Genomic DNA, 13766 nt, shown 5'->3' with positions numbered 1-13766 from the left:
GGCGCGCCGCTCGGCGTAGACCTTGTGGTCCGGGACACACCGCGGACATCGGGGGCACAGCCATGCGCGAGCGGGGAACGAGCCGTACGAGAATCGGCTGGACGGCACTGGCGGCGGCGGGCGCGCTGGCGCTCTCGGCGTGCGGTGGTGATCCGCAGCCGGGTCCGGAGCGGACCGGCCGGGGCGAACCGTCCGCGCCGCGCGTGGAGTTACCGAAACTGCCCGGCGAGAAGCTCTCGGTGGCGGCGGTCTGGACGGGCGGGGAGCAGGCCAACTTCACCAAGGTGCTGAAGGAGTTCGAGAAGCGCACGGGGGCCTCCGTCACCTTCGTCCCGGCGCAGGACCCGATCGTCACCTTCCTCGGCACCAAGATCGCGGGCGGTCAGCCGCCGGACGTGGCGCTGCTCCCGCAGGTGGGGGCGCTGGTGTCGGCGGTGAAGAACAAGTGGGCGCAGCCGGTGGGCCCGGAGGCGGCGGCGCAGCTGGACGCGAACTACTCGGCGGGCTGGAAGAAGCTGGGCGCGGTCGACGGCACCCAGTACGGGGTGTACTACAAGGCCGCGAACAAGTCGCTGGTCTGGTACAACGCGAAGGCCTTCGAGGCGGCGGGGGTCAAGCCCCCGGGAACCTGGAAGGAGCTGATCGCGGCGGCCGACACCCTGTCCGCGTCGGGCACCCCGGCGGTGTCGGTGGCGGGCGCGGACGGCTGGACCCTGACGGACTGGTTCGAGAACGTCTACCTCTCGCAGGCGGGTCCGGAGAAGTACGACCGGCTGGCCCGGCACGAGCTGAAGTGGACGGACGACAGCGTCAAGCAGGCCCTGACCACCCTGGGCGAACTGTTCGGGCGGGCGGACTACCTGGCGGGCGGCGCGGCCGGGGCGCTGGCGACGGAGTTCCCGAAGTCGGTGACGCAGACCTTCACCGGCGGGGAGCGGCCCGCGGCGGCGATGGTCTTCGAGGGCGACTTCGCGGCGGTGAACATCGCGCAGACCGAGGCGAAGGTCGGCGAGGACGCGCTGGTGTTCCCGTTCCCGGCGGTGGGCGCGAAGGCGCCGGTGGTCTCGGGCGGTGACGTGGCGGTGGCGCTGAAGGCGTCGAAGGGGGCGCAGGCGCTGCTGACGTTCCTGGCGTCGGCGGACGCGGCGGAGATCCAGGCCCGGGAGGGCGGCTTCATCTCCCCGAACAAGGCGGTGGACCCGGGCGCGTACCCGGGCGAGATCCAGCGGGGCATCGCGAAGGCGCTGATCGCGGCGGGCGACGACTTCCGCTTCGACATGTCGGACCAGGCTCCGGCCGCCTTCGGCGGGACGCCGGGGGCCGGGGAGTGGAAGACGCTCCAGGACTTCCTGGCGAACCCGTCCGACGTGGCGGGCACGCAGGCGAAACTGGAGGCGGACGCGGCCAAGGCGTACGGGAACTGATCCCGTGCCGCCCACGGCCGAAAACGGCCCCTCCGCCGGCCCGCGCTCGGACGCCGGGCGCCGCCGGCTGGTGGCGGCGGTGTTCCTGCTGCCGGCGCTGGTACTGCTGGGCGCGCTCGTCGTGCAGCCCATCGGCTACTCCCTCTACCGCAGCCTCTTCGACCGCTCCGGCGAGGTGTTCGTGGGGGCGGACAACTACGGGGAGATCCTGCGCGATCCGGTGATCCGCACCGCGCTGGGCAACACGGCGCTGTGGGTGGTGCTGGCGCCGACGACGGCGACCGCCCTCGGGCTGATCTTCGCGGTACTGACCGAACGGGTGCGCTGGGGCACGGCGTTCAAGCTGCTGGTGTTCATGCCGATGGCGATCTCGATGCTGGCGGCGGGCATCATCTTCCGGCTGGTCTACGACCACGACCCGCAGCGGGGCGTGGCCAACGCGGTGTGGGTGGGGGTGCACGACACCTTCGCCGAGTCGTCCGCGTTCCCGAAGGCCCGCCCGGGCCGGGACTCCCCGCTGGAGCCGGCCGAGGGGGGCGCGTTCGTGACGCGCACGACGGTACGGGCGGGGGTGCCGGTGCTGCTGCCGCTGGTCGGGGTGGCGCCGCAGGACCTGCCGGCGGGGACGCGTACGGCCGGGGCGGCCGTCGCGGAGCCGGGGAGGGTGACCGGCACCGTCTGGCAGGACTTCACCCGGGGCGGCGGCGGCCGGACGAACGCGGTCGACGCCACCGAGCAGGGGTTCTCCGGGATGCGGGTGGAGGCGGTGCGGGACGGGCGGGTGGTGGCTTCGGCGACGGCCCGCGCGGACGGCACCTTCTCCCTGCCGGCGGCGGCCGACGGGGCGCGGCTGCGGCTGCCCGGCGCGAACTTCCGGGCCGCGTACGCGGGGGTGGAGTGGCTCGGCCCGACGCTGGTGACCCCGGCGGTGATCGGGGCGTACGTGTGGATGTGGGCCGGTTTCGCGATGGTGCTGATCGGGGCCGGGCTGGCCGCCGTACCGCGGGAGCTGCTGGAGGCGGCGCGGGTGGACGGGGCGGGCGAGTGGCAGGTGTTCCGGCGGATCACGGTGCCGCTGCTGGCGCCGGTGCTGTCGGTGGTGCTGGTGACCCTCGTCATCAACGTCATGAAGATCTTCGACCTGGTGTTCGTGATCGCGCCGGGCGCGGTGCAGGACGACGCGAACGTGCTCGCGCTCCAGCTCTACCGCACCTCGTTCGGAACGGACGCCGACCAGGGGCTGGGCAGCGCCATCGCGGTGCTGCTGCTGGTTCTGGTGGTGCCGGTGATGCTGCTGAACATCCGCAGGCTGCGCAAGGAGGGGGCCCGATGAGCACTCCCGCCGTCGGCCGGCTCGCGGCGCGCGCCGCGTCCGGGGCCGTCCGCGTCTTCCTCGTCCTGGCCGCGCTGTTCTGGCTGCTGCCCACGCTCGGCCTGCTGATCTCCTCGTTCCTGTCCCCCGCCGACCTGAACGACGGCGGCTGGTGGCAGGTGCTGACCGAGCCGTCGAGGCTGACGGCGGCGAACTACTCCCGGCTGCTGGCGAACGACACCATCACCGGTTCGCTGCTGAACACGGTGGCCATCGCCGTCCCGGCGACGCTGCTCGTGGTCGCCCTGGGCTCGCTCGCGGGATACGCCTTCGCCTGGCTGGAGTTCCCGGGGCGCGACTGGCTCTTCCTCGTGGTGGTCGGACTGCTGGTGGTCCCGGTGCAGGTGGCGCTGATCCCGGTGTCCGAACTCTTCGGCGCGGTCGGCCTGTTCGAGACCACGGCCGGGGTGGTGCTGTTCCACACCGCCTTCGGACTGCCGTTCGCGGTGTTCCTGCTGCGGAACTTCTTCGCGCAGATCCCCCGCGAACTGCTGGAGGCGGCCCGCCTGGACGGGGCGGGCGAACTGCGTCTGTTCGCCCGGGTGGTGCTGCCGCTGGGCGGGCCGGCCATCGCCTCGCTCGGCATCTTCCAGTTCCTGTGGGTGTGGAACGACATGCTGGTCGCGCTGGTCTTCGCCGACTCGGCGCACCCGCCGGTCACCGTCGCGCTCCAGCAGCAGGTGCGGCAGTTCGGGAACAACATCGACGTCCTGGCGCCGGGGGCGTTCCTGTCGATGGTGGTGCCGCTCGTCGTGTTCTTCGCGTTCCAGCGGCAGTTCGTGACGGGGGTGATGGCCGGAGCCGTCAAGTAGCGGCGTGATCAAGAGGTTGACGTGCGGCGTTGACGCTGCGTAACCCGAATGCCGCACACCGCGTAACCCGAACGCCGCGCGCGCGGTTCCTGGGCCACCTGCCCGCGCCGACCCCTGGATGTGCCGTGCCCCGGTTCAGCGTCATCGTGCCCGCGTACAAGGTTCAGGCGTACCTCCAGGAGAGTCTGGATTCGGTCCTGTCCCAGTCGTACCAGGATCTGGAACTGATCGCGGTGGACGACGCCTCCCCGGACGCCTGCGGTTCGATCATCGACGAGTACGCGGCCCGCGATCCCCGGGTCACCGCGGTGCACCTGGCGCACAACCTGGGCCTGGGCCCGGCCCGCAACGCGGGCCTGGCCCGGGCCGGCGGCGACTACGTGGTGTTCCTCGACGGCGACGACACCCTGGCGCCCGGCGCGCTCCAGGCCATCACCGACCGGCTGAAGGCCACCGGCTCCCCCGACGTCCTCGTGTACGACTACGCCCGCACCTTCTGGAGCGGCGAACTGGTGCGCAACCGGCTCGCGCACCGCCTCGCCGAGGAGGGCCCGGCCAGCTTCCGCCTCGCCGACCGGCCAGCGCTGCTCGGCATGCTGATGGTGGTGTGGAACAAGGCCTACCGCCGCGAGTACGTGGAACGCGAGGGCCTCACCTTCCCGCCCGGCCTCTACGAGGACACCCCCTGGACCTATCCGGCGCTGCTGGCCGCCGAGTCCGTCGCCGTCCTGGACCGGGTCTGCGTGCACTACCGCCAGCGCCGCACCGGCTCCATCCTGACCACCTCGACCCGCCGCCACCTCGACGTCTTCGACCAGTACGAGCGGGTCTTCGGCTACCTCGCCACCCGCCCCGAAATGGAGCGCTGGCGGCCCGCCGTGCACCGGCGGATGGCGGAGCACTTCTGCGCCCTGTACGCCGACCCGCGCCGCCTGCCGCGCGCCGCCCGCGCCGAGTTCTTCGCGCGGGCCTCGGCCCTGCTGCGCCGCCACCGGGCTCCGGGCGCGGGCTCCGGCTCCCTGCCGCTGTCCCTGTCGCGCACCGACCGGCTGCGGCACGGTCTGATGCGGCTCGGGGTCCGGCGCACCTACCGGCTGCTGTCCGTACTGCGCGCGGCGGGCCTGGCGGCGGGCGGTGCGGGCGGGGCCCTGGGCCGGGGGCTGCGCGAGTGCGGGCTGCGCGCCCACTACCGCCTCCAGCGGACGCTGCCGCTGCGCCCGGAGCTGGCCGTCTTCTCCGCGTACTGGCACGGCGGCTACGCCTGCAACCCGGCGGCGATCGAGGCGAAGCTGCGGGAGCTGGCCCCCCGGATGCGCACGGCCTGGATCTGCGACCCGGAGCACACCGCGACGCTGCCGCCCGAGACGATGGCGCTGCGGCCCGGCTCGGCCGCGTACTGGAGCGCCCTGGCCCGGGCCACCTACCTCACTACGAACGTCAACTTCGACCGCGCGCTGGTCAAGCGGCCGGGGCAGATCGTGGTGCAGACCCAGCACGGCACCCCGCTCAAGCGGGTCGGCCTCGACCTCCAGGACCGCCCGGCGGCCACCCCGACCACGGACTTCGCGGGGCTGCTGCGCGGCGCCGACCAGTGGGACTACCTGCTCTCCGCGAACCGGCACTCCACCCTGGTGTGGGAGCGGGCCGTGCCGTCCTCGTACACCACCCTGGAGTACGGCTACCCGCGCAACGACACCTTCCACCGGGCCACCCAGTCCGACGTGCTGGAGCTGCGGGAGCGCCTGGGCGTCCCGCCGGGCTCCTGCGCGATCCTGTACGCCCCGACGCACCGCGACTACCGCCGCAGCCGGCCCGAGCACCTGGACTTCGAGCGGGTCCTGCGGGACCTGGGCCCGCGCTTCACCCTGCTCGCCCGCACCCACCTGACCTACGCGGGCACCGACCGGCCCTGGGACGCGCACCCCCGGCTGATCGACGTCTCCGGCCACCCGTCGGTGGAGGAGCTCTGCCTGGCCTCGGACGCGCTCGTCACGGACTACTCGTCCCTGATGTTCGACTACGCGGCGCTGGACCGGCCGATCGTGATCCACGCGGACGACTGGGAGGCGTACGAGGCCGCCCGCGGCACCTACTTCGACCTGCGGGCCTGTCCACCGGGGGCGGTCGCGCGCACCGAGGACGAGCTGGTCGACATCTTCGCCACCGGCCACTGGCAGGGCTCGCGCTCGGCGCAGCTGCGGTCGGCCTTCCGCAGCCGCTTCTGCTCCTTCGACGACGGGTACGCCGCCGAGCGGGTCGTGCGCCGGATCTTCCTGGGCCAGTCCGCGCCGCTCCCGGCGATCACCCCGCTGGAGGAGCGCAGGCCCGCCCCGGCGGCCCCGGCGCCGGTCCCGGAACCGGCCCTGACCCACCGGTTCGCCTTCTGAGGGCGCCGGGCGGTGGCGGTCCGCCCGGCACCCGCCCGGGGTCAGCCCGCCCGCAGGCCCGCCACCACGGACCGCGCGAGATCGTCCAGGTACCCGGCGGCGACGGTGTCCCGCACGACCACCTGGCGCCAGTACAGCGGCCCGATCGCCAGGTCGAGCGCCCGGTCCGGGCAGGCCGTCGCCGGGAGTTCCCCGCGCCCGACGGCCTCGGCCACGATGCCCGCGGCGAGCCGCTGCTGACCGTCCAGCAGGGCTCCCCGCACCGCGTCCGCGATCTCGGGGTTGCGGGCGGCCTCCACCAGGAGGTCGGGGATCACCGCGGAGGCCACCGGGTGGCGCAGCACGTGTGACATGACCTCCAGCAGGGCCCGTACGTCCCCGTACAGCGAGCCCGTGGCGGGCACCGGGATGCCGTCGGCGGCGACGGCGCCCACCAGGTCGAGCACCAGGTGCAGCTTCGACTTCCAGCGCCGGTAGACGGCGGTCTTGCCGACCCCGGCCCGGCGGGCGATGCCCTCGATCGACATCCGGGCGAAGCCCACCGCCGCCAGTTCCTCCACCACCGCGGACCGGATCGCCTCGGTCACGTCCTCGCGCAGGACGGCGGCCCCGGCGGGGGCGCGGCGGGCGGGGGCGGGGGCGGGGGCGGGCTCGGTGGTCATGCACAGAGCATAGCGGCGACATCGTCACGACGATACGGTTGCGTTCCGACGCCGGAACGCCCTAACCTCACCGTAGCGACGATACGGACCCGTCCCATCGCCAGCGGCGCCCCGCCCCCGTCGAAAGCGACTCCCGTGACCGTGACCAGCGACACCGTGAACAGCGTCACCGCACCGCCGTCCCCCGCGGAGCTGGCGGCGGCCCACGGCCTCACCGTGAGCGGCGCCCGCCCCTCCCTGCCCGGCTACCTCGCGCAGCTCTGGGGCCGGCGCCACTTCGTGACGGCGTACGCCAGCGCCCGCATGCACGCCACGTACAGCACGGCCAAGCTCGGGCAGGTCTGGCACCTGATGACGCCGCTGCTCAACGCGGCCGTCTACTACTTCATCTTCGGCATCGTCATGCACGCCAGTCACGGCGTCCCCGACTACCTGCCGTTCCTCATCACCGGCGTCTTCGTCTGGGACTTCATCGGCAGCTCCATCAACGCCGGCACCCGCGCCGTCCACGGCAACCTCGGCCTGGTCCGCGCCCTGCACTTCCCCCGCGCCAGCCTGCCCATCTCCTCCGTCGTGCAGCTCTTCCAGCAGCTGCTCGTCACCATGGGCGCCCTGGTCATCCTGCTCCTCGCCTTCGGCCAGACCCCCGGCCCGGCCTGGCTCATCGCCCTGCCGACCCTGTTCCTGATGGCCGTCTTCTGCGCGGGCTGCGCCATGGTCATGGCCCGCATCGGCAGCAAGAGCCCGGACGTCAGCCAGCTGATGCCCTTCGTGCTCCGCACCTGGATGTACTCCTCGGGCGTGATGTGGTCCATCGACTCCATCCTGAAGACGGACCAGCTGCCCCACTGGGTCGCCCTCGCGCTGAAGACCAACCCGGCGGCCGTCTACATCGACCTCATGCGCTTCGCCCTGATCGACAGCTTCAAGGCGTCGTCGCTGCCCCACCACGTCTGGCCGATCGCCATCGGCTGGGCCCTGCTCGCCGGCGTCGGCGGGTTCGTCTACTTCTGGAAGGCAGAGGAGGAGTACGGCCGTGGCTGACACCCTGATCCGCAGCACGACACCCATCACCGCTCCCGCCCCCGGCGGGCGGATCCCCACCGTGATCGCCGACGAGGTCCACGTGATCTACAAGGTGCACGGCTCCGGCACCCGCAGGGGCGGCGCCACCGCCGCCCTCAGCCGGATCTTCTCCCGCAGGCCCGCCCCCGGCGTCCGCGAGGTGCACGCCGTCAAGGGCGTCAGCTTCACCGCGTACAAGGGCGAGGCGATCGGGCTCATCGGCTCCAACGGATCGGGCAAGTCCACCCTCCTGAAGGCCATCGCCGGCCTACAGCCGGTGGCCTCCGGGGCCGTCTACTCGCACGGCCAGCCCTCGCTCCTGGGCGTGAACGCGGCCCTGATGAACGACCTCACCGGCGAACGCAACGTGGTCCTCGGCGGACTCGCCATGGGCATGACCCGCCGGCAGATCCACGAGCGCTACCAGGGCATCGTCGACTTCTCCGGCATCAACGAGAAGGGCGACTTCATCTCCCTGCCCATGCGCACCTACTCCTCCGGCATGGGCGCCCGGCTGCGGTTCTCCATCGCCGCCGCCAAGGACCACGACGTCCTGATGATCGACGAGGCCCTGGCCACCGGCGACGCCGCCTTCCAGCGCCGCAGCCAGGCCCGCATCGAGGAGCTCCGCGAGCGCGCCGGCACCGTCTTCCTCGTCAGCCACGGCATCGGCACCGTCCGCGAGACCTGCGACCGCGCGATCTGGCTCGAATCGGGCGTCCTGCGCATGGACGGCCCCTCCGCGGAGGTCTGCGACGCCTACGAGGCCTTCACCCGCCGCTGACCGCCCCGCGCGGAACGCACGGGACACCGGAAACGGGCGGGCCCGGGACCACCAGTGGTCCCGGGCCCGCCCGTTCGCCGTACGGCGCCGGCTACGCGTGGACGCGCAGCAGCGAACGCATCGTCCGCATCGCCACGGACAGGTTCGCCAGGTCGAAGTCGTCCGAACCCCGGATCTCGTCCAGGGTCGTCCGGGCCCGGCCGATGATCGCCGCGTTCTTCTCCTCCCAGAGCTTGAACCGGTCCTCGGGAGTCGCGTCCCCGTCGCCCACCGCCAGCACGTCGGCGGTCAGCGCGGCGTGCGCCGCGAACAGGTCCTCGCGGATGGAGGCACGGGCCATCGACTGCCAGCGGTCGGACCGCGGCAGCTCGATGATCCGGTCCATCAGCTGCGTGATGTCCAGCCGGTCGGCGAGGTCGTAGTACACCTCGGCGACGGCCAGCGGATCCACGCACGTGCGGTCCGAGATGGCGACGATGTCCAGCGTCGGGAACGCCGAGGAGAAGCCGGCCACCTTCGCCGCGAGCTCCTCCGGCACGCCCTCGCCGGTCAGCTCGTCCACGATCGACCGGTACCACTCCAGGTCCGCGCCGCGCACCAGCTTCGGCAGCTCCGCCCAGACCTGCTCGACCCGGGACGAGAACAGCTCGATGGTCTCGGTGATCTGGAGCGGCTGCGGCCGGTTGTTCAGCAGCCAGCGCGTACCGCGCTCGACCAGACGGCGCGAGTGCAGCCGCACCCGGGTCTGGACGTCGGCCGCCACCTTGTTGTCGAGCGCCTCGACGGCGTCCCACACCTCGGCCAGACCGAAGATCTCGCGGGCCGACAGCTGCGCCCGCACGATCTCCTCGGTGGACGCCCCAGTCTCCTCCCGCAGGCGGTGCAGGAAGGTCGAGCCACCGGTGTTGACGGTGTCGTTGACCAGCAGGGTGGTGATGATCTCCCGGCGCAGGGCGTGCGCGTCGATCTGCTCGGGGAACTTCGCGCGCAGCGCGCCCGGGAAGTACGCGTGCAGCAGCCGGCGCAGGTACGGGTCGTCCGGCAGCCCGGTGGCGATCAGCTCGTCCGCCACCGTGATCTTGGTGTACGCGAACAGGACGGCCAGCTCCGGCTGGGTCAGGCCCTTGCCGTTGCTCAGCAGCTCGCGGATCTGGCGGTCGGCCGGCAGGAACTCCAGCTGCCGGTCCAGCCGTCCGGCCCGCTCCAGACGGCGCATGAAGCGCTGCTGGGCGTGGAGCAGGCTCGGCGCCTGGGCGCAGCCGTTGGCGAGCGCGGTGTTCTGCGCGTAGTTGTTGCGCAGCACCAGGTGGCCGACCTCGTCGGTCATCTCGGCGAGCAGCTTGTTGCGCTGCTTGACGGTCATGTCGCCGTCCGAGACCACCGCGTTCAGCAGGATCTTGATGTTCACCTCGTGGTCGGAGGTGTCCACGCCCGCGCTGTTGTCGATGGCGTCGGTGTTGACCTTGCCGCCCTCGCCGCCGGCGCCGGTGCGGGCGAACTCGATGCGGCCGAGCTGGGTCAGGCCCAGGTTGCCGCCCTCGCCGATCACCTTGGCGCGGACGTCGGAGCCGTTGACGCGGATGGCGTCGTTGGCCTTGTCGCCGACGTCGGCGTGGGTCTCCGAGGTGGCCTTGACGTACGTGCCGATGCCGCCGTTCCACAGCAGGTCCACGGGGGCCTGGAGGATGGTCTGCATCAGCTCGGCCGGGGTCATCTTGGTGACGCCCGCCTCGATGCCGAGGGCCGCCCGCACCTGCGCGTTGACCGGGATGGCCTTGGCGCTGCGCGGGTGGATCCCGCCGCCGGCCGACAGCAGCGCGGTGTCGTAGTCCGCCCAGGACGAGCGGGGCAGGTCGAACAGCCGGCGGCGCTCCGCGTAGGAGGTGGCCGCGTCCGGCGCCGGGTCGAGGAAGATGTGCCGGTGGTCGAAGGCCGCGACGAGGCGGATGTGCTCGGAGAGCAGCATGCCGTTGCCGAAGACGTCGCCGGACATGTCCCCGACGCCGACGACCGTGAAGTCCTCGCTCTGGGTGTCGTGGCCCAGCTCGCGGAAGTGCCGCTTGACCGATTCCCAGGCACCGCGGGCGGTGATGCCCATGCCCTTGTGGTCGTAGCCCGCCGAACCGCCGGAGGCGAAGGCGTCGCCCAGCCAGAAGCCGTAGGACTCCGCCACGCCGTTGGCGATGTCGGAGAAGGTGGCGGTGCCCTTGTCGGCGGCGACGACGAGGTAGGTGTCGTCCTCGTCGTGGCGGACCACGGCCTTGGGCGGCACGACCTCCCCGGCGACCATGTTGTCGGTGATGTCCAGCAGCGCCGAGATGAAGATCTTGTACGAGGCGATGCCCTCGGCGAGCCACGCGTCGCGGTCCACCGCCGGGTCCGGCAGGTTCTTCGCGACGAAGCCGCCCTTGGCGCCGACCGGCACGATCACCGTGTTCTTGACCATCTGCGCCTTGACCAGGCCCAGGACCTCCGTACGGAAGTCCTCGCGGCGGTCGGACCAGCGCAGGCCGCCGCGGGCGACCTTGCCGAAGCGCAGGTGCACGCCCTCCACGCGCGGGGAGTACACCCAGATCTCGTAGGCCGGGCGCGGCGCGGGCAGGTCCGGGATGGCCTGCGGGTCGAACTTCACCGACACGTAGGAGTGCGGCTCGCCCGCGTCGTTCGGCTGGAAGAAGTTGGTGCGCAGCGTCGCCTTGATCAGGGTGAGGAAGGCCCGCAGGATGCGGTCCTCGTCCAGCGAGGCGACCTGGTCCAGGGCTCCGTCGAGCTCCTCCAGCATGGCGTCGATGAGCTCGGTGCCGGCGGACTGGCGGCCGGGCGACATCCGGGCCTCGAACAGCGAGACCAGCAGCCGGGTGGTGTGGACGTTGTTGCGGAGGGTGTCCTCCATGTAGTCCTGGCTGAAGGTGGAACCGGCCTGGCGCAGGTACTTCGCGTACGCGCGCAGCACGACGGCCTGCCGCCAGGTCAGCCCGGCACCGAGGACGAGGGTGTTGAAGTTGTCGTTCTCGGCCTCGCCGGTCCAGACGGCCGCGAAGGCCTCCTGGAAGCGCTCGCGGGCGTCGTCGCCGAGGTAGGAGTCCCCGTTGCCCGTGGAGAGCGGCATCCGCAGGCCGAAGTCGTAGATCCAGGCGCTGACCCGGTCGGTGCGGCGCAGCTCGTACGGCCGCTCGTCGGTGACCTCGACGCCCAGGCGCTGCAGGACGGGCAGCACGGCGGACAGGGAGACCTGCTCACCGGTGCGGTAGATCTTGAACCGGCGCTCGCCGGGGCCCGCGCCGACGGGCTCGTACAGCGACAGCGCGAACTCGTGCTCGCTGGCGGAGAGCCGCTCCAGGTGGCACAGGTCGGCGACGGCCGCGCGCGGCGAGTGGTCGGCCTTGTAGCCCTCGGGGAAGGAGGTGCCGTACTTGCGCAGCAGCTCGGCGGCGCGCTCCTCGCCCAGCTCGGCGACCAGGGCCTCGCCGAAGCCGTCGGCCCAGGAGCGGGCCGCGTCGACGAGGCGGCCCTCGATGCGCTCGACGTCGGCGTCGGTCAGCGCGGGCAGCTCGGTGCCCTGCGGGACGCGGACGACGAAGTGGATGCGGGAGAGGATCGACTCGGTGTTCCAGGCGGTGAAGTCGACGCTGATGCCGTCGAGCTCCTCCTTCAGGATGTCGATCAGGCGCAGCCGCACGCCCGTGGTGTAGCGGTCGCGCGGCAGGTAGACGAGCGCGGAGTAGTAGCGGCCGTACTCGTCCTGGCGCAGGTAGAGCCGCAGCCGGCGGCGCTCCTGGAGGTACAGGACCGAGGTGACGATGGACCGCAGCTGGTCGACCGGGGTCTGGAACAGCTCGTCGCGCGGGTAGGTCTCCAGGATCTGGAGCAGGTCGCGGCCGTCGTGGCTGGACGGGGAGAAGCCCGCGCCGTCGAGGACCTCGGTGACCTTGCGGCGGATCACCGGGACGCGGCGCACCGACTCGGTGTAGGCGGCGGAGGAGAACAGGCCGAGGAAGCGGCGCTCGCCGACCACGTTGCCGTCGGCGTCGAACTTCTTCACGCCGACGTAGTCGAGGTAGGACGGGCGGTGGACCGTGGAGCGGCTGTTGGCCTTGGTCAGCACCAGCAGGCGGTGCTCGCGGGCCTTGGCGCGCGCGTCGGCGGGCAGCCGGTTGAAGGACGGCGACACCGGGTGGCCGTCCTCCTTGCCGCTGTGCAGCGGGTCGGAGCGCAGGATGCCGAGGCCGGTGCCGGGCACGGCGCTCAGGGCGTCGCCGTCGACGAGGTTGTACTCGCGGAAGCCGAGGAAGGTGAAGTGGTCGTCGGCGAGCCAGCGCAGCAGCTCCCGGGCCTCTTCGAGCTCGTGCTCGCGCAGGTCGGGCGCGGTGGGCTCGGCGGGGAGCTCGTCGGCGATGCGCAGCGCGGCGTCGCGCATCTTCTCCCAGTCCTCGACGGACTCGCGGACGTCGGACAGGACGCGCAGCAGATCGGCGGTGATCTGCTTGAGGTCGGCCTTGTCGGTCTCGCGGTCGATCTCGACGTGGATCCACGATTCGACGAGCGAGTCGTGCGGGCGCGCGGTCCGGGGGCCGTGCGCGTCGCAGTCGGGACCGAGGATCTCGATCAGCTTGCCGGTGACGTCACGGCGCACGACGACCTGCGGGTGGATCACGACGTGGATGCCGCGGCCCTGGCGGGAGAGCTCGTTGGTGACGGAGTCGACGAGGAAGGGCATGTCGTCGGTGACGACCTCGACGACGGAGTGGCTGGAGGTCCAGCCGTTCTCCTCGACCGTGGGGGTGTGCACGCGGACGTTCGCCGTGCCCTGCGGCCGGTTCTCGGCGAGCCGGTAGTGGGAGAGCGCCGCACCGAACACGTCGACCGGATCCCGGTCGCCGAGGTCTTCGGGGGCGGTGTGCAGGTAGTAGCGCTGGAGGTAGGAGAGCGTCGTGCCCTGTTCGGGACGCTCCCCTTGCTCGGACCCAGTCGGAAGTAGCCCCCCGGCCGGGCTGTTCTCAGCTACCCGTGCCGCCCGCGCGAGCAGCTCGGCCTTTGCTTCGTCCAGCTTGGTCTGCATGTCCTCTGGCTCCTGTCGCGCGCCATTGCGTGACGTAGGTGAAGGAAGGATGGACGCAGCTCCGCCCCGGGGCGGTGCGTGCGTCCGGATGGGGTGTCGACGCCATCGCGTCGGATGAGCCGACCGGGAGGGATTCGGCCATGATCTGCAGGACGTCCCGGCGGCGGGGACCAGCGAGGGCCCGGGCACGGAAGTGCGCCG

General features: G+C 72.1%; 8 protein-coding genes. 6 read left to right on the top strand and 2 right to left on the bottom strand.

Translation table 11 applies throughout. The features are described 5' to 3' along the window. Positions 1–62: 62 nt before the first annotated feature. The 4 genes from ACGFXC_RS32085 (at position 63) to ACGFXC_RS32070 (ending at position 5995) form a co-directional block, all read left to right on the top strand. Positions 63–1424, top strand: coding sequence for an ABC transporter substrate-binding protein (locus tag ACGFXC_RS32085; protein WP_393718400.1), 1362 nt, complete (start codon positions 63–65; stop codon positions 1422–1424). 4 nt (positions 1425–1428) lie between these two features. Beyond that, positions 1429–2757 carry a carbohydrate ABC transporter permease gene (locus ACGFXC_RS32080; RefSeq protein WP_393718399.1) on the top strand — a complete coding sequence of 443 codons (1329 nt, stop codon included), beginning with the start codon at positions 1429–1431 and terminating at the stop codon, positions 2755–2757. Continuing rightward, positions 2754–3608 (top strand): carbohydrate ABC transporter permease, encoded by an 855-nt coding sequence (locus tag ACGFXC_RS32075; RefSeq protein ID WP_393718398.1) that lies wholly within the window; start codon positions 2754–2756, stop codon positions 3606–3608. Before ACGFXC_RS32080 ends, ACGFXC_RS32075 begins: the two co-directional genes overlap by 4 nt. Positions 3609–3733: 125 nt before the next feature. Then, positions 3734–5995 carry a CDP-glycerol glycerophosphotransferase family protein gene (locus ACGFXC_RS32070; protein WP_393718397.1) on the top strand — a complete coding sequence of 754 codons (2262 nt, stop codon included), beginning with the start codon at positions 3734–3736 and terminating at the stop codon, positions 5993–5995. A 41-nt stretch (positions 5996–6036) separates the two neighbouring features. On the opposite strand, the gene ACGFXC_RS32065 is transcribed toward ACGFXC_RS32070, so the two are convergent. Further along, on the bottom strand, positions 6037–6657 hold the full coding sequence (locus ACGFXC_RS32065; protein WP_393718396.1) for a TetR/AcrR family transcriptional regulator: 621 nt from the start codon (positions 6655–6657) through the stop codon (positions 6037–6039). Positions 6658–6798: 141 nt separating this feature from the next. Between ACGFXC_RS32065 and ACGFXC_RS32060 the strand changes: the two genes are divergently transcribed. Beyond that, on the top strand, positions 6799–7701 hold the full coding sequence (locus ACGFXC_RS32060) for an ABC transporter permease (protein ID WP_393718395.1): 903 nt from the start codon (positions 6799–6801) through the stop codon (positions 7699–7701). Continuing rightward, on the top strand, positions 7694–8506 hold the full coding sequence (locus tag ACGFXC_RS32055; protein ID WP_393718394.1) for an ABC transporter ATP-binding protein: 813 nt from the start codon (positions 7694–7696) through the stop codon (positions 8504–8506). Before ACGFXC_RS32060 ends, ACGFXC_RS32055 begins: the two co-directional genes overlap by 8 nt. A gap of 91 nt (positions 8507–8597) precedes the next feature. Here the strand turns inward: ACGFXC_RS32055 and ACGFXC_RS32050 are convergent, their stop codons facing one another. Then, entirely contained in the window at positions 8598–13565 is a 4968-nt protein-coding gene (locus ACGFXC_RS32050) for an NAD-glutamate dehydrogenase (protein WP_393718393.1), read from the bottom strand. Positions 13566–13766: the final 201 nt, after the last annotated feature.

The organism is Streptomyces sp. NPDC048507, from assembly GCF_043199995.1.
GTDB lineage: Bacteria > Actinomycetota > Actinomycetes > Streptomycetales > Streptomycetaceae > Streptomyces.
This window is presented reverse-complemented; position numbering and strand designations above follow the sequence as displayed.